The 24,007-nt window shown below is 60.2% G+C and carries 25 protein-coding genes and 1 pseudogene; 8 read left to right on the plus strand and 18 right to left on the minus strand.

The window, feature by feature from the left end:
• The first annotated feature begins 24 nt into the window (after positions 1-24).
• A complete protein-coding gene (locus M5B44_RS10880) occupies positions 25-591 on the plus strand; it encodes a hypothetical protein (RefSeq protein ID WP_248739164.1) in 567 nt (188 codons plus the stop codon).
• Positions 592-650: 59 nt separating this feature from the next.
• On the opposite strand, the gene M5B44_RS29010 is transcribed toward M5B44_RS10880, so the two are convergent.
• From M5B44_RS29010 to M5B44_RS10905, 6 genes and pseudogenes are all read right to left on the minus strand, one after another.
• Positions 651-1,190 carry a methyl-accepting chemotaxis protein gene (locus M5B44_RS29010; protein WP_371320920.1) on the minus strand — a complete coding sequence of 180 codons (540 nt, stop codon included), beginning with the start codon at positions 1,188-1,190 and terminating at the stop codon, positions 651-653.
• 9 nt (positions 1,191-1,199) lie between these two features.
• Positions 1,200-1,970, minus strand: a pseudogene (locus tag M5B44_RS29015) (PAS domain-containing protein); the annotation flags it as partial.
• A gap of 518 nt (positions 1,971-2,488) precedes the next feature.
• Positions 2,489-3,502 carry an ABC transporter substrate-binding protein gene (locus M5B44_RS10890; protein WP_248739165.1) on the minus strand — a complete coding sequence of 338 codons (1,014 nt, stop codon included), beginning with the start codon at positions 3,500-3,502 and terminating at the stop codon, positions 2,489-2,491.
• The gene (locus tag M5B44_RS10895; protein ID WP_248739166.1) at positions 3,499-4,044 is read right to left on the minus strand and encodes a sigma-70 family RNA polymerase sigma factor; all 546 of its coding nucleotides are present in this window, start codon (positions 4,042-4,044) and stop codon (positions 3,499-3,501) included. Before M5B44_RS10895 ends, M5B44_RS10890 begins: the two co-directional genes overlap by 4 nt.
• A gap of 127 nt (positions 4,045-4,171) precedes the next feature.
• Entirely contained in the window at positions 4,172-4,963 is a 792-nt protein-coding gene (locus M5B44_RS10900; protein ID WP_248739167.1) for a phosphate/phosphite/phosphonate ABC transporter substrate-binding protein, read from the minus strand.
• Between the two features lie 7 nt (positions 4,964-4,970).
• Complete coding sequence (locus M5B44_RS10905) at positions 4,971-5,912, minus strand: fatty acid desaturase (RefSeq protein WP_248739168.1); 942 nt, start codon at positions 5,910-5,912, stop codon at positions 4,971-4,973.
• 325 nt (positions 5,913-6,237) lie between these two features.
• Here M5B44_RS10905 and M5B44_RS10910 point away from each other — a divergent pair, with 325 nt between their 5' ends.
• Positions 6,238-6,657, plus strand: coding sequence for a GNAT family N-acetyltransferase (locus M5B44_RS10910; protein WP_248739169.1), 420 nt, complete (start codon positions 6,238-6,240; stop codon positions 6,655-6,657).
• Here the strand turns inward: M5B44_RS10910 and def are convergent, their stop codons facing one another.
• The 3 genes from def to M5B44_RS10925 form a co-directional block, all read right to left on the minus strand.
• Positions 6,658-7,197 carry a peptide deformylase gene (def, locus tag M5B44_RS10915; RefSeq protein WP_248739170.1) on the minus strand — a complete coding sequence of 180 codons (540 nt, stop codon included), beginning with the start codon at positions 7,195-7,197 and terminating at the stop codon, positions 6,658-6,660.
• A gap of 2 nt (positions 7,198-7,199) precedes the next feature.
• Positions 7,200-8,150, minus strand: coding sequence for a YihY/virulence factor BrkB family protein (locus M5B44_RS10920; RefSeq protein ID WP_085709666.1), 951 nt, complete (start codon positions 8,148-8,150; stop codon positions 7,200-7,202).
• Positions 8,151-8,326: 176 nt separating this feature from the next.
• Positions 8,327-8,518, minus strand: coding sequence for a CsbD family protein (locus M5B44_RS10925; RefSeq protein ID WP_114885023.1), 192 nt, complete (start codon positions 8,516-8,518; stop codon positions 8,327-8,329).
• A gap of 198 nt (positions 8,519-8,716) precedes the next feature.
• Here M5B44_RS10925 and M5B44_RS10930 point away from each other — a divergent pair, with 198 nt between their 5' ends.
• Positions 8,717-9,094: a hypothetical protein gene (locus M5B44_RS10930; RefSeq protein ID WP_007951149.1), complete on the plus strand. Its 378-nt coding sequence runs from the start codon at positions 8,717-8,719 to the stop codon at positions 9,092-9,094.
• A gap of 49 nt (positions 9,095-9,143) precedes the next feature.
• Here M5B44_RS10930 and fadD1 read toward each other — a convergent pair whose 3' ends face one another.
• Both fadD1 and fadD2 read right to left on the minus strand, forming a co-directional pair.
• Positions 9,144-10,841, minus strand: coding sequence for a long-chain-fatty-acid--CoA ligase FadD1 (gene fadD1 / locus M5B44_RS10935; RefSeq protein ID WP_085709665.1), 1,698 nt, complete (start codon positions 10,839-10,841; stop codon positions 9,144-9,146).
• A gap of 345 nt (positions 10,842-11,186) precedes the next feature.
• Positions 11,187-12,875: a long-chain-fatty-acid--CoA ligase FadD2 gene (gene fadD2 / locus M5B44_RS10940; RefSeq protein WP_248739171.1), complete on the minus strand. Its 1,689-nt coding sequence runs from the start codon at positions 12,873-12,875 to the stop codon at positions 11,187-11,189.
• A 248-nt stretch (positions 12,876-13,123) separates the two neighbouring features.
• On the opposite strand from fadD2, the gene M5B44_RS10945 reads away from it, so the two are divergent.
• On the plus strand, positions 13,124-14,068 hold the full coding sequence (locus tag M5B44_RS10945) for an alpha/beta hydrolase (RefSeq protein ID WP_248739172.1): 945 nt from the start codon (positions 13,124-13,126) through the stop codon (positions 14,066-14,068).
• 42 nt (positions 14,069-14,110) lie between these two features.
• A complete protein-coding gene (locus M5B44_RS10950) occupies positions 14,111-14,581 on the plus strand; it encodes a MaoC family dehydratase (protein WP_003227420.1) in 471 nt (156 codons plus the stop codon).
• Between the two features lie 70 nt (positions 14,582-14,651).
• Here the strand turns inward: M5B44_RS10950 and M5B44_RS10955 are convergent, their stop codons facing one another.
• Complete coding sequence (locus M5B44_RS10955) at positions 14,652-15,119, minus strand: ferritin-like domain-containing protein (RefSeq protein ID WP_085709662.1); 468 nt, start codon at positions 15,117-15,119, stop codon at positions 14,652-14,654.
• A gap of 204 nt (positions 15,120-15,323) precedes the next feature.
• Here M5B44_RS10955 and M5B44_RS10960 point away from each other — a divergent pair, with 204 nt between their 5' ends.
• On the plus strand, positions 15,324-15,560 hold the full coding sequence (locus M5B44_RS10960; RefSeq protein WP_032891009.1) for a DUF3820 family protein: 237 nt from the start codon (positions 15,324-15,326) through the stop codon (positions 15,558-15,560).
• 24 nt (positions 15,561-15,584) lie between these two features.
• Positions 15,585-16,766 carry an aminotransferase class V-fold PLP-dependent enzyme gene (locus M5B44_RS10965; protein WP_248739173.1) on the plus strand — a complete coding sequence of 394 codons (1,182 nt, stop codon included), beginning with the start codon at positions 15,585-15,587 and terminating at the stop codon, positions 16,764-16,766.
• Here the strand turns inward: M5B44_RS10965 and M5B44_RS10970 are convergent.
• The 4 genes from M5B44_RS10970 to zwf all read right to left on the minus strand — a co-directional run bounded on the left by M5B44_RS10970 (position 16,763) and on the right by zwf (position 20,501).
• Entirely contained in the window at positions 16,763-17,479 is a 717-nt protein-coding gene (locus M5B44_RS10970; RefSeq protein WP_248739174.1) for an intradiol ring-cleavage dioxygenase, read from the minus strand. The two genes, M5B44_RS10965 and M5B44_RS10970, sit on opposite strands and share 4 nt — an antisense overlap.
• A gap of 172 nt (positions 17,480-17,651) precedes the next feature.
• Complete coding sequence (locus tag M5B44_RS10975) at positions 17,652-18,317, minus strand: bifunctional 4-hydroxy-2-oxoglutarate aldolase/2-dehydro-3-deoxy-phosphogluconate aldolase (protein ID WP_011335602.1); 666 nt, start codon at positions 18,315-18,317, stop codon at positions 17,652-17,654.
• A 17-nt stretch (positions 18,318-18,334) separates the two neighbouring features.
• Positions 18,335-19,048 carry a 6-phosphogluconolactonase gene (pgl, locus tag M5B44_RS10980; protein ID WP_248739175.1) on the minus strand — a complete coding sequence of 238 codons (714 nt, stop codon included), beginning with the start codon at positions 19,046-19,048 and terminating at the stop codon, positions 18,335-18,337.
• Positions 19,035-20,501 (minus strand): glucose-6-phosphate dehydrogenase, encoded by a 1,467-nt coding sequence (gene zwf / locus M5B44_RS10985; RefSeq protein WP_085709658.1) that lies wholly within the window; start codon positions 20,499-20,501, stop codon positions 19,035-19,037. Before zwf ends, pgl begins: the two co-directional genes overlap by 14 nt.
• Before the next feature lie 226 nt (positions 20,502-20,727).
• On the opposite strand from zwf, the gene M5B44_RS10990 reads away from it, so the two are divergent.
• Positions 20,728-21,588: a MurR/RpiR family transcriptional regulator gene (locus tag M5B44_RS10990; RefSeq protein ID WP_169842436.1), complete on the plus strand. Its 861-nt coding sequence runs from the start codon at positions 20,728-20,730 to the stop codon at positions 21,586-21,588.
• A 41-nt stretch (positions 21,589-21,629) separates the two neighbouring features.
• Here the strand turns inward: M5B44_RS10990 and M5B44_RS10995 are convergent, their stop codons facing one another.
• Together M5B44_RS10995 and M5B44_RS11000 are read right to left on the minus strand one after the other, a co-directional pair.
• Positions 21,630-22,484, minus strand: coding sequence for a D-hexose-6-phosphate mutarotase (locus M5B44_RS10995; RefSeq protein ID WP_119427879.1), 855 nt, complete (start codon positions 22,482-22,484; stop codon positions 21,630-21,632).
• 116 nt (positions 22,485-22,600) lie between these two features.
• Entirely contained in the window at positions 22,601-23,950 is a 1,350-nt protein-coding gene (locus M5B44_RS11000) for a carbohydrate porin (RefSeq protein WP_085709656.1), read from the minus strand.
• Positions 23,951-24,007 lie beyond the last annotated feature (57 nt).

Below are 24,007 nucleotides of genomic sequence, written 5' to 3' on the forward strand. Positions count from 1 at the left end.
GCAATTACCACAAGGTCCTCCATCATGTTGGTCAGCTCGAAACAAGCGGATCTGATTCATCTGCCCAAGCGCATCACTGAAGACGCAACCGCCACGGCGGCGGCCGGTCTGCAAGGCGGGCTTCACGGCGCCATGCTGCAAACCCTGCAGAACCAGGCGCAGGCGCAAACCACCGACGCCACCAATCAGGTGCAAAGCTCGGCCACGCAACTCGCCACCCAGCAAGTCAGCGAAGCCACGCGCATCAGCGACAACGTCGACGAGGCGTTCGCCAAGACGCGTGTAAACCTGCAAGCGACCGATGCCACGTCGACCAAGACCGCCGGCACCTCCGCCACGGACGAATTCAAGGACTACATGAGCAAGTCGCCGGAACAGCGCCTGCGCGACAGTATCCTGAAGGAGATGGGTCTGACCGAGGACGACATCAAAGCCATGCCGCCGGAGAAACAACTGGCCATCGGCAAAGAGATCGCCGATCGCCTGCAGGACAAGATGAAGCTGGCCGAAGCCGAGAAGCAGAACAAACAGGACGCCAACTCGGTCAAGCTCAGTGACCAGTCGGCCGACAAGTTCCTCGCTTCGCTCTAACGAACGGCGCAACGAAAAAAGGATCCCTGCGGGGATCCTTTTTTTCAGCCGTAAAGCCGTCAGTTCAACTGCAACGTCTCGTTGAACTGGCTGATCGCATCCACGACGTGCCGCGAGCCCTGCTGAATCTCGCGGATCGCATCCCCCGCCTCGTTCGCCAGTTCCACCCCGAGCCCGGTGCGGCTCAGGCTCGACTGCATGCTCGACACCGCACTCAGTGACAACTCGTGGTTCTTGCGCACCACATCGACGATCTCCAGGGTCGCCTGACTGGTCCGCGCCGCAAGGCTGCGCACCTCATCCGCCACCACCGCAAAACCACGTCCGTGCTCGCCGGCCCGCGCCGCTTCGATGGCCGCGTTGAGTGCCAGCAGGTTGGTCTGGTCGGCAATCCCGCGAATGGTCTGGACGATGGTGCCGATGATGTCCGACTGCTTGCTCACCGCATCGATGCTCAGCGCCGCTTCGTTGAGGTCGCGGGAAATGTCCTGAATGATCTGCACCGTTTGCTGCACGACCTGTGAGCCTTTTTGCGCGCAGGCGTCGTTTTGTACCGAGGTGCTGTGGGCCGATTCCGCAGCGGTCTGCAAAGTGGTCATCTGGTGGGTGATATCGCTGGCGAACTTCACCACTTTGTACAGGCGGCCCTTGGCGTCGAACAGCGGGTTGTACGAGGCTTCGAGGTACACGGTCTGCCCGGACTTGTTCTTGCGTTCGAAGCGGTGCGAGTGATATTCGCCGCGATTGAGCGAAGCCCAGAACGCCTTGTACTGCGCCGACTCGGCTTCGGCACGGTGACAGAACAGACTGTGGTGATGGCCGACAATTTCGTTGAGCGAGTACTGCATGGTCTTGAGGAAATTGTCGTTGGCCGAGATCACATTGCCTTCCGGGGTGAACTCGATCACCGCCATCGAACGGCTGATGGCCGCGAGCATGCTTTCCTCTTCTTTTTCCTTGTTCACTCGCGCGGTAATGTCCGACGCTACTTTGATCACGCTTCGAACCTGTTTGTCCGGGCCGTACACCGGCATGTAACTCGCTTCCAGCCAGATCTCCTGGCCACGCTTGTTCAGGCGCAGGAAGGTCCCGCTGAGCGGTTCGCCACGGGCCAGGTCACGCCACAACTTGGCGTACTCCTCGCTGCGATAGAACTCTTCCTCACAAAAGATCCGGTGATGTTTGCCGCGTACTTCCTCGGCACTGTAGCCCATGGTCTTGCAGAAGTTGTCATTGGCATCCAGCACGATCCCGTCGGGAGTGAATTCGATCATCGCCATCGAACGGCTGATCGCCTCCAGCTTGGCATTGGCTTCGGTCAGGGCACAGCTGAAGCGTTCGATTTCCTGCAGGTCAGCCTTGTGATGTAGGTTGAACATGTCTCTATCACCTTGAGCGCGGTCTTTTGATTTGATGAAAGTTCAGGTCTTTCAGAATCCACCACTACGTTCCACAGAACAGGCACACGCATTCCTCCACGGGAGGAAGTTGTCAGGTGATAAACGATGATTAATCAAAGAGTCCATGCAGCGACGCTCTAATCAAGACATCCTTCTCTTGATAGCCCGCGAACGGGCCATTCCTAACGTGTAGAAGAACTTCCATTTAAAAAACATGCTCCTTGCCGGTTAAGTGTCGGTGCCTTGGATTGCGCACTCTGGCAGCTTTGTTCTCGGCTAACCGATTGCTGTCGAGGCGCTTTGGATGGCGGTCGACATAGTTAGTTACGTGTGAGCATAGACAGCGCAAAGCCTTGCGCAAGGCCACTAGTCGGCCAGTACCACGGGGATTAAGGACAAAAAACGGACAAGAATCGGTTCAGCGGGCGGGATGTTTGTTGCCATTGCGACCGACTCGCAATGGCAACTTTTGAAACGACACCATTATCGGAAAAGAACTACAGACTGCCGCTGACTTTGTTCGCCACTTCACCCGGCACCCACGATTTCCACACTTGTGGTTGATCACGCAGAAACGCTTCGGCGACCTGACGTGGCTGCTGGCGCTTTTCGCTCATCCCGGCCAGGGTCTGGTTCAGCAGATCAATCGGCAAATCGACTTTCTCAAAGAACGTCACCAGTTCCGGATACTGCGCCTTGAACGGTGCCGACACGCCAATCGCCAGGCTCGCCGGCATCGAGCGGGTGCCTTTCGGGTTGGGGTTGTTGGCATCGGCCAGGGTTTTCCAGGCTTCGGCGTCGAACGGCGGCTCCTCCAGCTTCACCAGTTTGAAGCGGCCGAGCAGCGGCGTCGGCGACCAGTAGTAGAACAGCACTGGCTTGCCGCGCTTGATCGACGACGCCACCTCGGCATCCAGCGCCGCGCCGGAACCGGTGCGGAAGTTGACGAAGCTGTCGTTCAGCGCATACGCCTTGAGCTTCTGGCTGTTGACGATTTCCGAGGTCCAGCCGGTCGGGCTGTTGAGGAAGCGCCCGCGACTCGGATCTTCCGGGTCTTTGAATACATCCTTGTAGCGCGGCAGGTCGGCCACCGATTTCAGCTCCGGTGCCAGCGGTTTGATCCCGCGCTCGGGGTCGCCCTTGATCACGTACTCCGGCACCCACCAGCCTTCGGTGGCGCCCTTCACGGTGTCACCGAGGCCGAACACCTTGCCCTCGGCGGCGGCCTTGACCCATGCCGGACTGCGCCCGGCCCACTCTTCACCGATCACTTGAATGTCGTTTTTCGCCAGCGCCGCTTCGAGGCTGACGGTGCTGCCCGGCAGTGTGTCGGTCGGGTAGCCGTAGCCTTTCTCGACGATCAGGCGCAGCACTTCGGTGATGAAACTGCCGCTTTCCCAGGTGATGTCACCGAAGTGGATCGGCGCTTTTGATTCCGCAGCGACAACGTGGCCGGCCATCAGGGTCAGGGCCAGCAGCGAACTGCCGAGCAGGGTTTTGATCGATCTCATGCGGACCTCTTGTTCTGGGAGGAAATCAGGGTTTGGTTGGCGCTGTGGCGGTTGCACAGGGCCTGGGAACGGGTCATGTACATGCTCACCGAACGCTGGGAGATGCCCAGTTCGGCAGCGATTTGCGGGTAGGTCAGGCCGTCGATGCGGGCCAGCAGAAAGGTCGAGCGCACTTTGCCCGGCAGGCGCTGGAGCGTCCGGTCCAGATGCTTGAGGCTTTGCGACAGGTCGGCCAGTTCTTCGGGAGACGGTGCGTGATCGAGGTCACCTTGTTGCAGTAGTTGCAGGTGCCGACGCTCCAGATCACCCCGCCTCCAGCGCTCGTACAGCAAGCGTTGGGCGATAGTGGTGAGCAAGGCGCGGGGTTCGCGGATGGCGGTCAGGCCTGGGGCCTCGAGCAGTTGCGCGAAGGTTTCTGCGGCGATGTCTTCCGCCGTGGCCGCATCATTCGATTGCCGACGCAGGCGTGTGCACAACCATTGGTAATGGTCGCGAAACAACGTGTTCACATGATTGCGATGGGATGAGTCGGCGCCGGACATGGGGGCTCCTTGGTAAAGGGTCGCTGAATGTCCGGTCGTCCGGTGGCGCGATCCTAGCAAGGTGCCTTATGCGTTAAAAATACTTAAAAAGAATTTTTATATTCCATTAGTGAATTTATCGCGGCCGCTAACGTAAGCGGCCGTAACCCAGTTCTTCGGCCTCGCGCTGGTAATCCAGCAGGACGAGATAATCGCTTTCGCTGGCCGGCAGGACTTCGGCCAGGCCAAGGGTGCGGGCCACATCCGGCAAGTCTTGCAGGCTGCGGTTCATGACCCGGCGCAGGTGCTCGATCTGCCGGTCCGTCGTGCCGGCAGCGGTGATGAAGGGCAAGGTCGGGCTGAACGCACTGCGCGCCACCACCCGCAAGCCGCTGACCTCTTCGGGTGCGTGTTGCGCCAGGTACGCAAAGGTCACGCTGTCGATGGCCGCCAGATCGGCAAGGTCTTCGCGCAACCAGCGCAGGCTCTCGCGATGACCGCCACTGAGGCCGACCGAAGCGAAAAACCGCCCGTCCCGCTGCAACGGTGCCAGACGCTGGCGCAACAGGTTCATGCCGCTGTTGGAGTCTTCGCTGTTGATCACCCCGCGACTGTCGAAGAACTCCGCCAGACTGCGGCGCGGATCCTCGGTGCGGGCAAGAATCAGGCTGCAATGATTGCCGGCCGTGGCGTCCGGCAATTCGTAGCGCGGACGGCCGACAAGCCTGACCTGCCCGCGCAACGCGGTCATCAGCGGATAGCCGCAGGTCTGGGTCAGCAGCAACTGCGGCGACAGCCAGAGTTCGGGCAACGACATGCCTGCAGCATTGAGCCGCGAATGGCCCAGGTGATCGAGAATCCGCATCAGCCACTGCTCGTTCGCCGCGCGGATCGGCTCGGGGGCGATGTACATCAACAGCTCTGCGTAACCTGACGACATGCTGACCTCAAATGAATGGATGCTGCGGACTGTCGATCGGCTTGATGCCGTGCCGGCGCCACAATTGCCCATAACCCTGCACCAGAAATCCGCCGCTGCGTTCGATCCATTGCTCCCGGCGCATGCGGTAGGCCTTGGGCAAGTCATACCAAGCCAGCTTCGGCAAATCGTGGTGCACCAGATGGAAATTCAGGTTCAGGAACAGCCAGCGCCACGGCCACCCGGCTTCGTTGAGCACCGTGCGTTGCTCCGGTTGTGTGTGCGGCCGGTGTTCATAGTAAGAGCGGACCATCGCAATCGACAGCGCCGGGATGCTGATCAGCAGCAGGTAATGCCAGACCGGCAACACGCTGTAGCAGGCGATGAACACCAGCATCAGCACAGTCAGGGCACCGTGGGTCAGCCACATCAGCCAGGCCTGGCGCTCGCCGTTTTTCAGGCGTTGCAGTTCTTCACCGGCCAGCGCCAGCAACGCCAGCGGCGCGCCGAGGATGAATCGGCCGAGCACGGTCTTGTTCAACCAGTGCAGGCTGCGTTCGAACAACGAACGGCCCTGCCAGCGTTCGGCGCTCAGGTAACGGCTTTCGGGGTCGACGCCGGGGATCGTCAGGTCTTCATCGCGATGGTGCTGCAAATGGCTGTCGCGATAGAGCGTGTAGGGATACCACACTGCAAACGGCGCGTAGCCGAGGACTTTGTTCACCAGAATCCAGCGGGTCGGATGACCGTGAAGCAACTCGTGCTGCACCGACAGCCACAGCACCAGCAACGGAATCAGCAGCAACGTGCTCCACCAGACGCCCAGCCATCCGCTGCCCAGCACAATCGCGAACCAACCGGCGTACACGCCAATCAGCAACAGCCAGGTCGGCCAGTCGGTGCGGGCGGTGAAGCGTTGGCGCAGGGTTTCGATCTGTTGGCGATGGGCATCGTCGAAATAGTGGGGCATGGCACGGCTCGGAACGAAGGTCTGATCGTTCTGTGCAACACCGGCGGGAAATCTTGCAGATTATTTTTTGCAGAAAAGAAAGGAGCCCGAAAAGCGGGCTCCCGAGGAACGGTATCAATGGCCAAAAATGTCGACTTTCTTCGCCCTTTTCTCATGGCGTTTCTCGATGGCGGTCTTGGCCGGTTTCTTCTTCGCAGCTTTCTTCGCATCCATACCTTTGGACATGACGCGTACTCCTCTGAAGGGGATGTGGGATCAGGTATACACCTATCCCGGCGAGTACGTTGTTTTATAATCCGCGACTTTTGCACCGGTAGTCCGATTCATGACCGACACCCGCTACAGCCAGCTCGACGACCTGTCCTGGCCCTTGATGAACAAGTTCTACCGCCAGCATCAATCGTCGATGAAAGCGGTGCGCGAGGCGCAATTGTGGGTGGCGCGGCGCGAGGAAATCGTGGCTGCGCTGTGCCTGCGGCCGGTGTTCGGCGGGCATTGGCTGACCGGGTTGTTCGTTGATCCGGCCTGTCGCGAACAAGGCATTGCCGCGCATCTGATCAGCGAAGCGGTGAAGGACGTCGAGGCGCCCGTGTGGCTGTTCTGCCACCCGGACTTGCGCGGTTTCTACGAGCGACGCGGCTTCACCTTCGACCCCGCCCTGCCCCAGGCGATGGCCGAGCGCCTGAGCCGTTATGCGCGGAGCAAGCCGATGATTGCCATGGAACTGGCGCCGCGCACTGGCTGATCAGTCGTCAGCGTTGGGATCGAGATCCGGGAACATCACTTCGGTAAAACCGAACTTGCTGAAATCGGTGATGCGCGACGGGTACAGCCGCCCGATCAGGTGATCGCACTCGTGCTGCACCACCCTTGCATGGAACCCCGAGGCCACGCGCACGATCGGTTGCCCTTTGGGGTCGACACCTTCGTAGCGGATCTGCTGATAACGATCCACCGCGCCGAGGAGGCCGGGTACAGACAGGCAGCCTTCGAAGCCCTCTTCCATCAGCGGACTGAGCGGCGTGATCAACGGATTGATCAGGATCGTCTGCGGCACGGCTTCGGCATCCGGGTAACGCTCGCTGTGCTCGAAGCCAAAGATCACCAGTTGCAGGTCGACGCCGATCTGCGGCGCAGCCAGACCGACACCGCCGACGCTTTCCATGGTCTGGAACATGTCATCGATCAGTTGCCACAGCTCCGGGCTGTCGAGCATCTCGGCGGGCACCGGCGGGGCAATGCGCAGCAGGCGCTCGTCGCCCATCTTCAGGATTTCACGGATCATGGTCAGGCTTCGTCTGTGTTCGGCTTGAGCGACTGATCGCGCCCCAGGCCGGAAACGTGTTGTTTGGGATGTTCATCGAGTTCGCCGGGGACTTTCTCGCCCGGGTCCTTGCCCTCGCTGGACATGTGTTCGATCACCGCATTCATCTCCGCCCCCAGCAACAGCACCGCAGCGGAAATGTAGAAATACAGCAACAGCACGATGATTGCACCGATGCTGCCATACATGGCGTTGTAGTTGGCGAACGTCTTGACGTAGAACGCGAACCCCAGGGACGCGACGATCCACACCACCACCGCCAGCACCGAGCCCGGGGTGATGAAACGGAACTCCTGTTTGACGTCGGGCATCACGTAGTAGATCAACGCGACGGCGACCATCATCAGGATCACGATCACCGGCCAGCGGGCGATGGTCCACACTGTGACGATGAAATCTTCCAGCCCGAACTGCCCGGCAATCCAGCCCATCACCTGCGGCCCCAGCACCATCAACGCGGCGGCGGCCAGCAGCATGCCGGCGATGCCGACGGTGTAGAAAATCGACAGCGGGAAGCGCTTCCAGATCGGCCGGCCCTCGACCACGTCGTAGGCGGCGTTCATCGCGCTCATCATCAGGCGCACGCCGGCGGACGCGGTGTACAGGGCGATGACGATACCCACGGAAAGCAGGCCGCCCTTGGATTGCTGCAACTGGTCGATCACCGGGTTGACCTGCTCCAGCGCCTGGGGCGGCAGGACCAGCTCCGATTGCAGGCGCAGCCAGGAAAAGAAGTCCGGCAGGTGCAGGAAACCGATCAGGGCAATCAGGAACAGAATGAACGGGAACAGCGAGAACAGCATCTGGTAGGCCAGTGCCGAGGCATAGGTCGACATCTCGTCTTCCATGAACTCGGTGACGGTACGCACGATGACCCGGTGCAGGGGCAGGCCTTTCATGTCGGGGAAAATCATTCGCGTCTCCTTTCGCCGCAAAACAGGTTGAAGTCGTGGCGACTCAGGGGCCGTTTTCTCTCATCAAAGTAGCCTACTTGGCGACTCTGAAACACTGTGATCCGTGACTGCATGTGAACGACACACAAAAACGGCCATCCTTGGATGGCCGCTTCGGTGTTTCGTTCAAGGCTGGATCAAGCCTTGTCGACGCCTTTCTTGATCGCGTCCTTGGCTTTGCCCACCGCTTGCTGGGCCTCGCCTTTCTTCTCTTGCAGTTTGCCTTCGGCTTGCAGTTTGGTGTTGTCGGTGGCTTTACCGATACCCTGTTTGACGTTGCCGACCGCTTCGTTGGCCATGCCTTTTACTTTATCGCCTGTGCTACTCATGGTGTTTCTCCTTGGTGCATTAAAGGGGAAAAGTCAGTACGTAATGATTGACTGGCCCGGTTTGCGCCAAGTTTCATTTATTTTCAGGGCTTCATTTCGTCGCGGCGTGCAGGTTGCGCTTTATGTTTGCGAGCGTAGCCCCGAGAATGCCCACCATAAGGGCGCCAGGCGCCACAGAACCGATCCCGCAGGAATGTTATGAAACTCGATAAAAAGCAGGCCATCGCCCGTCGCAACCAGGAACTGGGCGGTGCCGTGCTCGGCACCAACAACTGCCACTTCGCCGAACTGAACCGCAACCGCAACATCTGGTGGTTCGACTTGCCGGTGTCGCGCCTGGCCATCGGTCAGTACGAGTGGATTCACCTGTTGATGCACACCCCGGCCACCGACGAACTGCTGCACCTGAAAGTGCCGACCGTGTTTCTGCGCGAGAAACTCGAAGGCCTGGTGATCCGCAACGAAGGCAAGCGCAAGGCAGCTCTGAGCCTGGAACTGAGCGCCGACAAGGACTCGTATCTGCAGGACATGCGCCCGGCGGGCACTAACGTGAACTTCGCGCCGTTCCGCCAGTAAGCGATTCCTGCCTCAACAAAAAGCCCCGCATCTGCGGGGCTTTTTGGTTTTAGGCGGCGCTCTTCGCCTTGATCTTCTTCAGCTCTTCGTCGCGCAGTTCTCGACGCAGGATCTTGCCGACGTTGGTGGTCGGCAGCGCATCGCGGAATTCCACCGAACGCGGCACCTTGTAGCCGGTGACGTTGGCGCGCATGTGCTCCATCACCGTTTCCTTGGTCAGCGTGACGCCTGGCTTGGCGACGATGAAGATCTTGATCGCTTCGCCCGACTTCTCGTCCGGAATACCGATGGCCGCACACTGCAACACGCCCGGCAGGGTCGCCAGCACGTCTTCCAGTTCGTTCGGGTACACGTTGAAACCGGAGACCAGGATCATGTCTTTCTTGCGATCGACAATGCGCATGTAGCCGTCCGGCTGGATCACCGCGATGTCGCCGGTTTTCAGCCAGCCTTCGCTGTCGAGCATCTCGTCGGTGGCTTCCTGACGCTGCCAGTAGCCTTTCATCACTTGCGGGCCCTTGACGCACAGCTCGCCGATTTCGCCCAGCGGCTGCTCGACACCGGCGTCGTCGACGACTTTGCACAGGGTCGACGGCACCGGAATGCCGATGGTGCCGATCTGGATGTTCTGGATCGGGTTGACCGTGGCCACCGGGCTGGTTTCGGTCATGCCGTAGCCTTCGCAGATCGGGCAACCGGTGACCGCTTTCCAGCGCTCGGCGGCGGCCAGTTGCAGAGCCATGCCGCCGGACAGGGTGACTTTCAGCGCCGAGAAATCCAGCTTGCGGAAACCTTCGTTGTTGCACAGGGCCACGAACAGCGTGTTGAGGCCGACGAAACCGCTGAACTTCCACTTCGACAGTTCCTTGACCATCGCCGGCAGGTCGCGCGGGTTGCTGATCAGGATGTTGTGGTTGCCGATCAGCATCATCGCCATGCAATGAAAGGTGAACGCATAGATGTGGTACAGCGGCAGAGGAGTGATCAGGATCTCGCAACCTTCATTCAGGTTGGAGCCCATCAGCGCCTTGCACTGCAGCATGTTGGCGACAAGGTTGCGATGGGTGAGCATCGCGCCCTTGGCCACGCCGGTGGTGCCGCCGGTGTATTGCAGCACCGCGACGTCGCCGCTGTTCGGGTTGGCTTCGGCGACCGGCTGACCCTGGCCCTTGCTCAGCACGTCGTTGAACTTGACGGCTTTGGGCAAATGATAGGCCGGAACCATTTTCTTCACGTACTTGATGACGCTGTTGATCAGCAGGCGCTTGAGCGGCGGCAGCAGGTCGGCAACTTCCGTGACGATGACGTGTTTGACGCCGGTTTTCGGCACCACGGCTTCGGCCAGGTGCGCCATGTTCGCCAGGCACACCAGCGCCTTGGCACCGGAGTCATTGAACTGGTGTTCCATTTCCCGCGCGGTGTACAGCGGGTTGGTATTGACCACGATCAGCCCGGCACGGATGGCACCGAAGACGGCGACCGGGTACTGCAACACGTTGGGCAGTTGCACGGCGATTCGATCACCGGGCTGCAAATCGGTATGCTGTTGCAGATAAGCGGCAAACGCACCGGACAATTCGTACAGTTCACCGTAGGTGATGGTCTTGCCCAGGTTGCTGAACGCCGGTTTGTCGGCGAAGCGTTGGCAGGATTGCTTCAACACTGCCTGAATATTCGGGTACTCGTCTGGATTGATGTCGGCAGCAATTCCAGCGGGGTACTTATCCTTCCAAAAGTCTTCGATCATGGAAGCCCACTCCTCAGCAACGCGAATTCAGCACCGCATTTGATGCGATTATTATTGGTGTTTGTTTATTGGTGAGTCTGGCTTTTTACAAGGCCGAGAAGTCACAAAGCGCGCCGAGAGTAGCAGCTTTGCCAAGGGTCGACTAGAGCCAAAAGCGGCCCCTGCAGTCATTTTCATGACTCAAGAACTACTGGCAGTCATTTTAGAGCAAAAATCCTATAACACCTTGAAAGTCCCGGTTTCCGGGGTCTGTAAACAAAAAATCGCGAGCAGGCTCGCTCCCACAGGATCATCAGCGAACCGGTGGGAGCGAGCCTGCTCGCGATTGCGCGAAGCGCAGTTCTTTTAGGCGATATCGCGTAACTCTCTGCGCAGGATTTTCCCGACAGGCGTCATCGGCAACGACTCACGCAGCACGATGTGCTTCGGCACCTTGTACGCGGTGAAATTTTCTTTGCAGTAGGCCTTCAGCTCTTCCAGGCTGACCCCGGTTTCCCGCGCCACCACAAACAGCTTCACCGCTTCACCGGAACGCTCGTCCGGCACACCGATCACCGCACAGTTGGCGACTTTCGGGTGGGCCATCACCACGTCTTCGATTTCGTTCGGGTACACGTTGAAACCGGAGACGATGATCATGTCCTTTTTGCGGTCGACGATGCGCACAAAACCGTCCGGATCAATCACCGCAATGTCGCCGGACTTGAACCAGCCCTCGGCATCCAGCACTTCGGCGGTGGCCTCGGGTTTCTGCCAGTAGCCCTTCATGATCTGCGGACCCTTGATGCACAGTTCGCCGCGCTCGCCCAAAGGTTGTTCGACGCCGTCGTCATTGATGACTTTCAGCCGGGTGCCCGGCACCGGCAGGCCGACCGTGCCGATCCGCGACAGCTCGCCGTACGGGTTGGTGCAGGCCACCGGCGAGGTTTCGGTCAGGCCGTAGCCTTCGGTGATGCGGCAACCGGTGAGCTGCTCCCAGCGCTCGGCGGTGGCCTTGACCAGCGCAGTGCCGCCGGAGTTGGTGAGTTTGAGCGTGGAGAAATCCTGGGTCTTGAAGTCCGGATGATCCATCAGCGCGACGAACAGGGTGTTGAGCCCCAGCAACGCCGAGAACTTCCAGTTCTTCAGCTCCTTGATAAAGCCGCCGATGTCTCGCGGATTGGTAATCAGCACGTTGTGATTGCCGGACACCATCATGCACATGCAATTCGCGGTGAAAGCATAGATATGGTACAGCGGCAGCGGCGCGATCATCACTTCCTGGCCTTCGCGCAACAACGGCTGACCGTCGCTGCCGAACTGACCAAGACAGGCGCGCACCTGCTGCATGTTCGCCACCAGATTGCCGTGGGTGAGCATCGCGCCCTTGGCCAGGCCGGTGGTGCCGCCGGTGTATTGCAAGACGGCGATGTCGTCCAGGCCGACCTTCAGCGGCTTGATGCCCAGGCCCCGGCCCATGCGCAACGCGCTCTTGAAGGAAATCGCCTGGGGCAGCGAGTACGCCGGGACCATTTTCTTCACTTTGCTGACCACAGTGTTGACCAGCCAGCCCTTGGCGGCGGGCATCAGGTCGCCCATCTTCGCTTCGATCAGGTACTGGATGTCGGTGTCCGGCAGCACTTCCTGGACCTTCTGACCGAACATGTTCAGGTACACCAGCGCCCGGGCACCGGAGTCCTTGAACTGGTGGCGCATCTCCCGTGCGGTGTACAGCGGGTTGGTGTTGACCACGATCAGCCCGGCGCGCAAGGCACCGAACATGGCAATCGGATAATGCAGGACGTTGGGCATCTGCACCGCGATGCGATCCCCCGGCGCCAGATCGGTATGGGCTTGCAGGTAACCGGCGAACGCGGCGCTCTGGCGCTCGAGTTCGGCGTAGGTCAGGGTCACGCCCATGTTGCTGAACGCCGGGCGGTCAGCGAATTTCTTGCAGGAACGCTCGAACACCTCGATCACCGACTTGAATTCATTCGCGTCGATGTCCAGGGGTACGCCCGCCGGGCGTTTGTCATTCCAGAAATCAGGTTGCATTGTTCTTGTCCTCTTTACCTGAGCCGATCCGGGGCCGCTTCGCTGTCATTTCTTTCTATCCCTGAAAAAGCCGAGAGCAAAAAGCGGGGCTTCACGGACACTAGCAGCTATGGTCATTCAGGCAAATATGGGCAGCGTCCTCATTGATCGTGTGAATCTTCCTGCCGTGGCGTGAGCTGATCGGACGCGCTATACAATGCAATCTCTGCAATCCCCTGCAACAAAAGCATGCCGCAAAAGGAATCGCCATGATCCACGACACTTTCTGGCTGGACGCGAGTGACCGCAGCCGCCTCTTCGTCAACCAGTGGCTGCCGAACGCGCCGCTGAAGGCGGTGATTCTGCTGGCCCACGGCATGGCCGAGCACAGCGCCCGGTATGCACGACTGGCCGAATCGTTATGCGCCGAAGGCTACGGTGTGTACGCGCCCGATCAGCGCGGGCATGGCAAAACTGCCGATCATGGGACGCTCGGGCATTTCGCCGACGACGATGGCTGGTGCAAGGTGGTCGGAGATCTGGCGAGCCTCAACCAGCACATCGGCCAGCGCCATCCCGGCGTGCCGATCGTGCTGCTCGGGCACAGCATGGGCAGCTACATCGCCCAGGCTTATTTGCTGCATCACAGTGCCAGCCTGCACGGGGCGATTCTCAGCGGCTCGAATTTCCAGCCGGTGGCGCTGTACCGCGCGGCCCGGCAAATCGCCCGGTTCGAAAAACTGCGTCAGGGCGCCAAGGGTCGCAGCGCGCTGATCGAATGGCTGTCGTTCGGCTCGTTCAACAACAAGTTCAAACCGGCACGCACCGCGTTTGACTGGCTGAGTCGCGATCCGGCCGAAGTCGACAAGTACGCCAGCGATCCGCTGTGCGGCTTTCGCTGCACCAACCAGCTATGGATCGACCTGCTCGGCGGGTTGCAGCAAATCAGCAAAGCGTCCAATCTCGCCCAGATCGACCCGGGCCTGCCGTTGCTTGTGATTGGCGGCGAATGTGATCCGGTGAGCGAAGGCAAGCGTCTGACTGATCTGGCCAATGCCTTGCGCTCGGCCGGCAGTCAGAACCTGCAGCTGAAGATCTACCCGCAAGCGCGGCACGAATTGTTCAATGAGACCAACCGCGACGAAGTGACCGCCGATGTGCTGGCCTGGATCGACCAGGCGCTGAGCCATCCCCGTCCACACCGTAGCGAATAATTTTTTGTGGATTCATTTAATCCGTCACAGGAATCAAGACCGATGACCCAGGTTACCAACATCCCTTACGAAGCCCTCGAAGTCGGCCAGACCGCCAGCTACAGCAAGACCGTCGAGGAGCGCGACATTCAGCTGTTCGCCGCGATGTCCGGCGATCACAACCCGGTGCACCTGGACGCCGAGTTCGCCGCCGCCAGCATGTTCAAGGAACGCATCGCCCACGGCATGTTCAGCGGCGCACTGATCAGCGCGGCAGTGGCGTGCGAGCTGCCTGGGCCGGGCACCATTTATATCGGCCAGCAGATGAGCTTCCAGAAGCCGGTGAAGATCGGCGACACCCTGACCGTGCGCCTGGAAATCCTCGAGAAACTGCCGAAGTTCCGCGTGCGTATTGCCACTCGCGTATTCAACCAGCGCGATGAATTGGTCGTGGACGGTGAAGCCGAGATTCTGGCACCGCGCAAGCAACAGACCGTTACCCTGCCGACCTTGCCGGCGATCAGCATCGGCTGATGGTTCTCGGTTAAATCCGGACACAAAAAAACGCCAGACTAGCTGGCGTTTTTTTGTGGGCGTTGATCGCTTACGAGCGGGCACGCGCCTGATTGCGCAGCGCTTTCACCTGATCATGATTGCGTTGCACGCCGTGGTACTGGCGCTCGACCAGATCGCGAATGCCGACCAGGTTGTGCTTGTTGATCTTCTCGATCGCTTCACGATAGGCCTTCAGGGCGTGGTCTTCGCCGCGCTCGGCTTCGTTGAGTACGGCTTCTTCATCCTTGCCGGTGAACATGGCTTTCACGTCGACCCAGCGACGATGCAGGTCACCGCTGACGCTGGTGGAGGTTTCCGGATCGCCGCCCATCGAACGCACGGTCGCCTGCAACTCGGCAGCGGCGGTAGCGCAGTCGGCGGAGCGTTTCACGAACAGGGTTTTCAGTTCCGGGTGCTTGATGTCTTCAGCGCAGGTCTTGAACCCTTCCTGACCGTCCTTGCTGGTTTCGATCAGGTCGTTGAGGACGGAGATGGCTTCTTTATTCATGTCAGTCATTTTTCAATTCCTTGCGTGGGTGAAAGATGCAAGGAGTGTTGCAGTGGTCGTGCCAGCTTCTTAAAAAGTATTTATTTGTTAATTTTCAATAAGTTACAAACAAAGCAGAAATCTGTATGCCTGTTATTTGCATGATCTGTCATTTGGCCTGCATGCAGAATGCCTGTATTTTCCAGACTGTTACGAACTCAGACGATCCTTGCGATGAACCCCGAAAAACTCGAACTGCTGATCACCCGCGAAATGCCCTTCGGCAAGTACAAGGGACGGATCATCGCCGACCTCCCCGGCCCGTACCTGAACTGGTTCGCCCGGGAAGGCTTCCCCCACGGCGAACTCGGCGGCCTGTTGGCGCTGATGCAGGAAATCGATCACAACGGCCTGTCGGAGCTGCTGGAACCGCTGCGCACCAAACATGGCAAACCCGCCCCGCGCCACTGAGGCGCATCCTGATCCGAGTCGACCATGCCCGATAACACCCGCCGCGCCCGAGACGAAGCCTTCTGGCAAACCTTCGCCGACCGTTACGACCGCCATCCCGGCCCCGTAAACCTGGAAAACGGCTACTTCGGGCGCATGTCGCGCACCGTGGTCGAGGACTACCAGCGCCATATCGAACAGATCAACAACAGCAACTCGATCTACGTGCGCCAACGCTTCGAACAGCACGACAGCCTCGACATCCGCGCGCAACTGGCCGAGATGATCGGCGTCCGTGCACAAAGCATCGCCTTCACCCATAACGCCACTGCCGGCCTGCAGTCGCTGATCCGCAACTACAACCGCCTGGAGCCTGGCGATCAGGTGCTGATCTGCGATCTGGAATACGACACGGTCAAGGGCGCCATGCGCTGGCTGGCCCGCCATCGCTGGGTCGAGGTGATCGAGATCGAACACACGCACCCGGCCAGCTTCGACAGTCTGCTAGCGACTTATCGCGAGGCCTTCATCCGGTATCCGAAGCTCAAGCTGATGGCGCTGACCCACGTCACCCACCGCACCGGACTTGTGATGCCGGTGCAGGCGATCGCCGCGCTGGCCAGGGAACATGGCGTCGATATCATCCTCGACGGCGCCCACGCCCTCGGCCAGATGGAGTTCGATCTGGAAGCGCTGGGCATCGCCTTCGCCGGATACAACCTGCACAAATGGATCGGCTCGCCGCTGACCCTGGGCTTTCTGTATATCGCTCCGCAACGTCTGGCCGACATCGATCCGGACATGGGCGAGATGCATTTCCCGCTCAACGACATTCGCTCACGCACGCCCTACAGCACACCGAACATTCCGGCGCTGATGACCCTGCCGCTGGTGTTCGAGGAACACCGTGCGCTCGGTGGCGCGGCGGCCAAGGGTGCACGGGTGAACTACCTGCGCAACCTGTGGGTCAGCGCCGTGCGCAACCTGCCGGGCATCGAGGTCACCACCCCGGACGACCCGCGTCTGTATTGCGGCATCACCTCGATGCGCTTTACCCGGCATGCCGACCAGCAGGCGATGGTCGAACGCCTGCTCAACGACTACAACCTGTTCACCGTGGTGCGCAACGGCGCAGCCTGCGGGCCATGCATCCGCATTACGCCGTCGCTGACCACCACGGCGGCGGAGATTCAGTCGCTGGTTCTGGCGCTGAATGAACTGCGTTAAACCGTGTACTTGTCGAAATCCTCGGGCTTGATCTGCGACGACACCGCAAAGGTGTCGATGCCGATCGTGAGGTGGCCGAAGTAACCGTCCTCGTGGGAGTCACGACCGATTGGCCACACGCTCAAGGTCGAAGCTTCCCCGCCCATGTTGGCGTAATAGACATCGTCGTTGTTGCACACTGGCGCCGAGCCGCGCCCGCGATAGGCCTTGGCGTTGAGCACCCCGCGAGAAACCACCTCCGGAAAGTACAGCTGCCCGACCCAGGCCACATTGCGCTCGTCCAGGTATTCGTTGCCGGCAACGATGCGCACCGCCACGTGAATGTGCAGGGCACGTCCGGCATAAAACCCCGGATAGATCGTGGTGAAGCGCACCCTGCCCTTGTGATCGCTGAACTGGCCGCCACGCAGGTAAGTGTCATCGTCGGTTCGCGGGATCGAGCCGATGTCTTCAACGTCGACTTCCAGATCCGGGTTGACCCGGCTCCACCCGGAATAAGCACCACGTGCGTTGCAGTGCCAGATATCCACCAAGGCGCCGCTGACCGGTTCGGCGGTCATGGCATCGACGATGGTCAGGCGCAGCAGCAAAGGCAAGCCCTCGGCGCCTTCGCTGATGTTGCGGCGCAGCAGTTTGGGATTGCGAAAATAGGGCCCGGCGGATTGCTCGGGGGCCAGTTGATAAACCGATGGCGCTGAAGGCTGGTTGTCCATGAGGCGTTCTCTCTTCCATAAGATGAACGCAGGTTAACGCCACGAGCGAAGGCAGGTGCGGTAACTATGTATCGCGAGATAACGAAGGTTTTGGCGGGCAAAAAAAAACGGTGCACCGACCAAGCGCACCGTTAAAGCCGTAGAACACACAACGAAGTGTCGGGTGAAGCGATCAGTCCAGCAGCGCCAAAGCCTCGGCGGTGCATTCCTGAATGCGGGCCCAGTCGCCGTTCTTGATCCACTCCGGATCGAGCATCCAGCTACCGCCCACGCACATGACGTTTTTCAGCGCCATGTAGCTCTTGATGTTGGCCGGGCCCACGCCGCCGGTCGGGCAGAATTTCACTTCGCCGAACGGGCCGCCGAGGGCCTTGATGGCTGCGACGCCGCCGCTGACTTCAGCCGGGAACAGTTTGAAACGGCGATAACCCAGGCCATAGCCTTCCATGATGCCGGAGGCGTTGCTGATGCCCGGCAGCAGCGGGATCGGGCTTTCAACGCTGGCTTCCAGCAGGTCACGGGTGATGCCCGGGGTGACGATGAATTGCGAACCGGCCGCTTCGGCCGCAGCCAGCATGTTGCGGTCGAGTACGGTGCCGGCACCGGTCACCAGCTCCGGACGCTGTTCGCGCAGGATCTGGATCGCCTTGAGGCCGAACTGCGAACGCAGGGTCACTTCCAGCGCAGTCAGACCACCGGCGGCCAGGGCGTCGGCCAGCGGCAGCACGTCCTGTTCACGGGCGATGGTGATCACCGGCAGGATCCGCGCCTTGGCGCAGAGGCTGTCGATCAGGGCAACTTTGTCCGCCATGGAAACGGTCGGGGATGGGGTTGTCATAGCGGCTGTTCCTTGGCTCATGGGCACCAGTAAATCTCTAACGTAGGTTGCAGAAACGCGCGAACCGGCATGGCGGCGACGTCGTTGGATGCCAGTGCGGCATTCAGGGTGGTCAGTTTCGACTGACCGGAAATCGACAGAATCTTGTGCTTCGCCGAAGCCAGCAGCGCCCGGCTCATGGTCAGGCGTTGACGCGGCACGCTCGGCGCCAGCATCGGCCAGCAGCGACGGGTACCATCGGCTTGCAGGGCTTCAGCCAGGTTCGGGCTGTCCGGGAACAGCGACGCGGTGTGGCCGTCATCGCCCATGCCCAGCACCAGCACGTCGATGGGCGGCAACTCGGCGAGCAAACGATCGGCCTGCTCCGCCGCCTGCTCGACGTTGGCCGCCGCGCTGTAAAGGCTGAGGAACTGCGCCTTGGCCGCCGGGCCCTTGAGTAGATACTGCTTGAGCAGCCCGGCGTTGCTGTCGGCGTGTTCGACCGGTACCCAGCGTTCGTCGGCCAGTGTCACGACGACCTTCGACCAGTCCAGTTCCTGCTTGGCCAGGTGCTGGAAAAACGCCACCGGGCTGCGACCACCGGACACCACCAGCACCGCGTTGCCGCGCGCCGCCAGTGCGTCGCTCAACTGCTTGGCGACATTCAGCGCCAGGCCTTCGGCGAGCAATACCGGGCTCTTGAATTCACGGGCACTCACGCCCGCGGGCAGTTTCACATCAGATATCGCCATACCACGACCTCCCGTCCCGCGTGATCAATGCAATGGAGCTCATCGGCCCCCACGACCCGGCCGCATACGGCTTGGGCGCGTCACCGGATTTTTTCCACCCGGCGATCAACTGGTCACACCATTTCCACGCGGCTTCGATTTCATCTTTACGGACAAACAGGTTCTGATTGCCGTTCATCACTTCCAGCAACAACCGCTCGTAGGCGTCGGGGATCCGCGCGCTGCGCCAGGTGTCGGAGAAATTCAGTTGCAACGGGCCGCTGCGCAGCTGCATGCCCTTGTCCAGGCCTTGATCCTTGGTCATCACCCGCAGGGAAATGCCTTCGTCCGGTTGCAGGCGGATGATCAGTTTGTTGCTGATCTGCAGGCGCTGCTCCGGGGCGAAGATGTAGTGCGACGGTTCCTTGAAGTGAATGACGATCTGCGACAGTTTCTGCGGCATGCGCTTGCCGGTACGCAGGTAGAAAGGCACGCCGGCCCAGCGCCAGTTGCGGATGTCGGCACGCAGGGCGACGAAGGTTTCGGTGTCGCTCTGGGTGTTGGAGTTCGGCTCTTCCAGGTAGCCCGGTACGGATTTGCCTTCGCTGTGGCCGGCAATGTACTGACCGCGCACTACCTGAGTGGTCAGGCCTTCCGGGCTGATCGGCGCCAGGGCCTTGAGTACCTTTACCTTTTCATCACGGATGCTGTCGGCGGACAGGTCGGCCGGCGGGTCCATGGCGATCAGGCAAAGCAGTTGCAGCAGGTGGTTCTGGATCATGTCGCGCAGCTGGCCGGCCTTGTCGAAATAGCCCCAGCGGCCTTCGATGCCAACCTTCTCGGCCACGGTGATTTCCACGTGGGAGATGTAATGCTGGTTCCACTGGGTTTCGAACAGGCTGTTGGCGAAACGCAGGGCGATCAGGTTCTGTACCGTCTCTTTGCCCAGGTAGTGGTCGATGCGGTAGGTACGGTTCTCCGGGAAGAACTGCGCCACGGCGTCGTTGACCTTGCGCGAGGACTCGAGGTCCGAGCCGATCGGTTTTTCCAGCACCACGCGGGTGTTTTCCGCCAGACCGACTTTCGCCAGGTTCTCGCAGATCGCGCCGTACACCGCCGCCGGGGTGGCGAAGTAGGCAATCATGCGTTGTTTGGTCCCGGCCAGTTCGGCCAGCGCCGCGTAATCTTCAGCCTTGAGGAAGTCGACGTGCAGGTAGGTCAGGCGTGCGAGAAAGCGCTCGGCCACGGCCTCGTCCAGTTCCTTGCCCACATAGCGGCGCAGTTCGGCAGCAATGAATGCCATGTGCTGCTGCTCGGTGCCTTCTTCACGGGCCAGCGCGATAATACGCGTGTCCTCGTGCAGCAGGCCGGCGCCATCCAGGTGATAAAGGGCAGGAAACAGCTTGCGCAGGGCCAGATCGCCCAGAGCGCCGAACAAGGCGAAGGTGCACGGTTCTACCGTAATCGAAGGCATGATGTTTGTTCTTTTATCAAGTTAAGCTACAAATACCTTTTTTCAAGGCATCACTCAAGGGAAAATGTAGTAATAACCACAACATTTTCGCAAAATACAGATTCCGAGTGGTGGTCGGTCGGAGCCATCAGTAGGATAGGCCACCGTCACGGGCCACATCAAAGGCCCAATTTGCATAGCCGCGCGCTTATCGGCGCCGGTGAATCTAGGAATTCTTATGGACCGCGTGCGAAATTTACTGGAACAGATCCAGAGTCGCCTTGAAGAGCTGAACAAGGCCGAACGCAAAGTCGCCGAAGTGATCCTGCTCAACCCGCAGCAGGCCACCCGCTTCAGTATCGCCGCCCTCGCCCAAGCGGCGTCGGTCAGTGAACCGACGGTCAACCGTTTCTGCCGTTCGTTCGGCGTCAGCGGCTACCCCGAACTCAAGTTGCAACTGGCCCAGAGTCTGGCCAGCGGCGCGGCCTATGTCAGCCGCGCAGTGGAGGCCGACGACAATCCCGAGGCTTACACGCAGAAGATTTTCGGCAGTGCGATCGCATCTCTGGACAGCGCTTGCCAGGCACTGGACCCGAACCTGATCAGCCGCGCCGTCGACCTGTTGATCCAGGCCCGGCAGATCCACTTCTTCGGCCTCGGCGCCTCGGCCCCGGTGGCGCTGGATGCCCAGCACAAGTTCTTCCGCTTCAACCTGGCCGTCACCGCCCACGCCGATGTGCTGATGCAACGCATGATTGCTTCAGTGGCGCACACCGGCGAGCTGTTCGTGATCATTTCCTACACCGGCCGCACCCGCGAGCTGGTGGAAGTGGCGCGCATCGCCCGGGAGAACGGCGCTTCGGTACTGGGCCTGACCGCCGAGAACTCGCCACTGGCCAAGGCCAGCACCCTGAGTCTGAATATTCCGCTGCCGGAAGACACCGACATCTATATGCCGATGACTTCGCGGATCATTCAGTTGACGGTGCTGGATGTGCTGGCGACGGGGATGACCTTGCGTCGCGGGGTGGATTTTCAGCCGCATCTGCGCAAGATCAAAGAGAGCTTGAATGCGAGCCGGTATCCGGTGGGTGACGAGTTCAACTAGTTCGCGCTGATTACTCCCACGCTAGCGCGTGGGAGTAATGACTAAGCAGCAGCCCACGCCTGCAAACTCAAATGCGCCTTCTCCCCCGGTGCCAGATGCAGGCTGTCGGTGCCCCCCGCCGCCGCTTCAACACAGACAAATTCCGAGATTTCATCCCAGGTCACGCCCAGCAACGGCCGCGCCCCCGGATGCCAGACCACCGTGTCCGCGCTGTCACCGGTATCGATGCACAGCTCGCGCTGCCAGGCGTGATCCTTGAGCTGTAATTCGCCGTCGTGCTGGAACACGCGCTGACAGCCGCCGTCGACCCGCAACTCGCCTTCCTGCTGACAGACTTCACGGTTCAACTGGTCGTAACCCTGCGCCCCTTCGAGCCCAGACAGCGCTATCTCACTCACATCGCCAATACGCCAGTAAGCGTGCAAAGCCTGGCTCAGCTGGCACGGCATGTCGTCCTGATGCTCGGTGCTCAGGCGTAATTCCATGCGTTCGCCCAGGTGCGCGTGCAGGTCCACCTGCCAGTCGCACAGCTGCAATTGCCAGTGCAGGCGCACGCCGTCATCGGCGGTGCTGCTGTCGAGCAGTTTCCAATCCAGCAGTCGCGCCCAGCCGTGGGACGGCCACGCGTTTTCGCTCGGATGGCGGCCATACCACGGCCAGCAAACCGGCACACCGCCACGGATTGCGCCGACGTGCGGCCACTTCGCCGCGCACCACAGCCACGGTTTTTGCCCGCGCGGTTGAAAGTGCAGCAACTGCGCACCCTGACGACTGAACACCGCCTGACACAGCGGATGGTCGATCACCAGCACATCGCGCATCTGATAGCGCTCCCAGGCGAACACCGGTCGTTCACGCAAGGATTTGAAGAAGCGTTGCAGCGGATGCTCATGCATGGGCCACGGTTCCAGATTCAACTTTCATGGGCTGCGACACCCCTTTCCAAAAAAAAGCGGACAGCCTGGGCTGTCCGCAAATATGCGCACATAGAGAGGAGCTTATCGCAGACGCGTTAGAACGTAGACTGAATTTTCAGGCCAGCGACCAAAGCGTTGTCCACTTGATCCACGCCACCCGGGTGAGTGATGTATTGCAGGTTAGGACGCACGGTCAGCCAGTTGGTAACGTGGAAGCCGTAGTTGATCTCGTAGTTGTATTCGGTCTCGCGAATCGGCGAGAACACCGGATTGTCGTAGTCCGAAACACCGTTGGAGGCGTTCAACAGCTCGGCGTTTTTCTTCACGTCGTCGTTGACGTGGATACGCGCCGCGCCGATGCCGACGTCATCCTTCGGACGGGCGTCGAACGGGCCTTTGTAGACAAACATCACCGACTGGTAGTTGTCGATGAAGTTGGTGTCCTTGTCGTGGAACGTGGCGTTGGCCGCGATGTTCAGACCACGGGAAGCGTCGCCGTTGTGGCTGGTGAGTTGTTGTTGCGCAACGAACCAGTAGCCGTGCTTGCTGCTGTGGGTGCGGTAGGCATTGCCGGTGGTTGCTGCGTCGTTGCCGTTGATGTCTTCACGGACGTCGGCGGCATCAGCCGTGCTCTTGTAGTAACCGACGCGGTATTCGCCCGGCAGGCTGTTGACCTTCGGCGACCAGACCAGCTCGACCGGCAGCACCGTACCGGCGGTGCCGCTGCCGCTGAGCTTGAAGCCGTTGCCGTGTTCCAGCTGCGACGGGTTCTGGTTGTACGCACCGATCTGCGCGTAGAGCTCGTCGTTGATGTTGTACTTCACACGGATCGCGGCCTGGCTGACGGGCCAGTTGTACCAGATGTTGGTCGCCCAGTTACCGACTTGCGAGCCGCAGAACGCCAGGTTCTGGAATTCGCACGGGAAGGTGTTGAAGTCTTCGCCTTCACCGAAGTAACCGGCCTTGACGTCGAGCTTGTTGTCGAAGAACTGGTGCTGAATCCACAGTTGAGTCAGACGCACCATGTGGCCACGACCGTAGACTTCCTGCGAGGAAGACAAGGTGCCGGCACGCGGGTCGCCAACGCGGTCGTTGGAAATGTTCTGACCGTTACGGTTGGTCAGTTGGATCTTGGCCTGAGTGTTGTCCCAGCCCCAGAGTTTTTGCAGGTCCAGCGCCACGCCCAGACCGAACTGGTCGCTGTAGCGGCCGGTCTTGTCGTCGTTGTAGCCGCCATGCAGGTTGGCGCCCATTTCCCCAACGTAGTCGGCCTTGATGTCGATGCCTTGCTCGATCAGCTTGGTCCGCTCGCCACCCCAGTCGCCCGTCATCCACTTGGAATCGGAGCTGAATGCATCGGCGGCCATGGCATTGCCGGCCATGACCAATGCGGCCGCGGCTGACACTTGGCAGATCAACCGGGCATTGACGTGTTTCTTTTTCATCCCTACATCCTCGTCTTTATTGTTATTAACTGTTTTTTTCCAACGCGGTTTACATCC

This window comes from Pseudomonas sp. MWU12-2029, from assembly GCF_023242425.1.
In the GTDB taxonomy this organism is placed as follows: Bacteria; Pseudomonadota; Gammaproteobacteria; order Pseudomonadales; family Pseudomonadaceae; genus Aquipseudomonas; species Aquipseudomonas kribbensis.

What these genes read in the sequence shown, in the direction of transcription:
- def (WP_248739170.1), bottom strand. Translation starts at nt 7,197, where the DNA reads ATGATCCGTGAAATCCTGAAGATGGGCGACGAGCGCCTGCTGCGCATT.
- M5B44_RS10925 (WP_114885023.1), bottom strand. Translation starts at nt 8,518, where the DNA reads ATGAGTAGCACAGGCGATAAAGTAAAAGGCATGGCCAACGAAGCGGTC.
- M5B44_RS10920 (WP_085709666.1), bottom strand. Translation starts at nt 8,150, where the DNA reads ATGATTTTCCCCGACATGAAAGGCCTGCCCCTGCACCGGGTCATCGTG.
- M5B44_RS10995 (WP_119427879.1), bottom strand. Translation starts at nt 22,484, where the DNA reads ATGCATGAGCATCCGCTGCAACGCTTCTTCAAATCCTTGCGTGAACGA.
- M5B44_RS11000 (WP_085709656.1), bottom strand. Translation starts at nt 23,950, where the DNA reads ATGAAAAAGAAACACGTCAATGCCCGGTTGATCTGCCAAGTGTCAGCC.
- M5B44_RS29010 (WP_371320920.1), bottom strand. Translation starts at nt 1,190, where the DNA reads ATGACCACTTTGCAGACCGCTGCGGAATCGGCCCACAGCACCTCGGTA.
- fadD2 (WP_248739171.1), bottom strand. Translation starts at nt 12,875, where the DNA reads ATGCAACCTGATTTCTGGAATGACAAACGCCCGGCGGGCGTACCCCTG.
- pgl (WP_248739175.1), bottom strand. Translation starts at nt 19,048, where the DNA reads ATGGCGATATCTGATGTGAAACTGCCCGCGGGCGTGAGTGCCCGTGAA.
- M5B44_RS10930 (WP_007951149.1), top strand. Translation starts at nt 8,717, where the DNA reads ATGAAACTCGATAAAAAGCAGGCCATCGCCCGTCGCAACCAGGAACTG.
- M5B44_RS10960 (WP_032891009.1), top strand. Translation starts at nt 15,324, where the DNA reads ATGAACCCCGAAAAACTCGAACTGCTGATCACCCGCGAAATGCCCTTC.
- zwf (WP_085709658.1), bottom strand. Translation starts at nt 20,501, where the DNA reads ATGCCTTCGATTACGGTAGAACCGTGCACCTTCGCCTTGTTCGGCGCT.
- M5B44_RS10945 (WP_248739172.1), top strand. Translation starts at nt 13,124, where the DNA reads ATGATCCACGACACTTTCTGGCTGGACGCGAGTGACCGCAGCCGCCTC.
- fadD1 (WP_085709665.1), bottom strand. Translation starts at nt 10,841, where the DNA reads ATGATCGAAGACTTTTGGAAGGATAAGTACCCCGCTGGAATTGCTGCC.
- M5B44_RS10910 (WP_248739169.1), top strand. Translation starts at nt 6,238, where the DNA reads ATGACCGACACCCGCTACAGCCAGCTCGACGACCTGTCCTGGCCCTTG.
- M5B44_RS10890 (WP_248739165.1), bottom strand. Translation starts at nt 3,502, where the DNA reads ATGAGATCGATCAAAACCCTGCTCGGCAGTTCGCTGCTGGCCCTGACC.
- M5B44_RS10970 (WP_248739174.1), bottom strand. Translation starts at nt 17,479, where the DNA reads ATGGACAACCAGCCTTCAGCGCCATCGGTTTATCAACTGGCCCCCGAG.
- M5B44_RS10950 (WP_003227420.1), top strand. Translation starts at nt 14,111, where the DNA reads ATGACCCAGGTTACCAACATCCCTTACGAAGCCCTCGAAGTCGGCCAG.
- M5B44_RS10895 (WP_248739166.1), bottom strand. Translation starts at nt 4,044, where the DNA reads ATGTCCGGCGCCGACTCATCCCATCGCAATCATGTGAACACGTTGTTT.
- M5B44_RS10955 (WP_085709662.1), bottom strand. Translation starts at nt 15,119, where the DNA reads ATGACTGACATGAATAAAGAAGCCATCTCCGTCCTCAACGACCTGATC.
- M5B44_RS10965 (WP_248739173.1), top strand. Translation starts at nt 15,585, where the DNA reads ATGCCCGATAACACCCGCCGCGCCCGAGACGAAGCCTTCTGGCAAACC.
- M5B44_RS10905 (WP_248739168.1), bottom strand. Translation starts at nt 5,912, where the DNA reads ATGCCCCACTATTTCGACGATGCCCATCGCCAACAGATCGAAACCCTG.
- M5B44_RS10880 (WP_248739164.1), top strand. Translation starts at nt 25, where the DNA reads ATGTTGGTCAGCTCGAAACAAGCGGATCTGATTCATCTGCCCAAGCGC.
- M5B44_RS10900 (WP_248739167.1), bottom strand. Translation starts at nt 4,963, where the DNA reads ATGTCGTCAGGTTACGCAGAGCTGTTGATGTACATCGCCCCCGAGCCG.
- M5B44_RS10975 (WP_011335602.1), bottom strand. Translation starts at nt 18,317, where the DNA reads ATGACAACCCCATCCCCGACCGTTTCCATGGCGGACAAAGTTGCCCTG.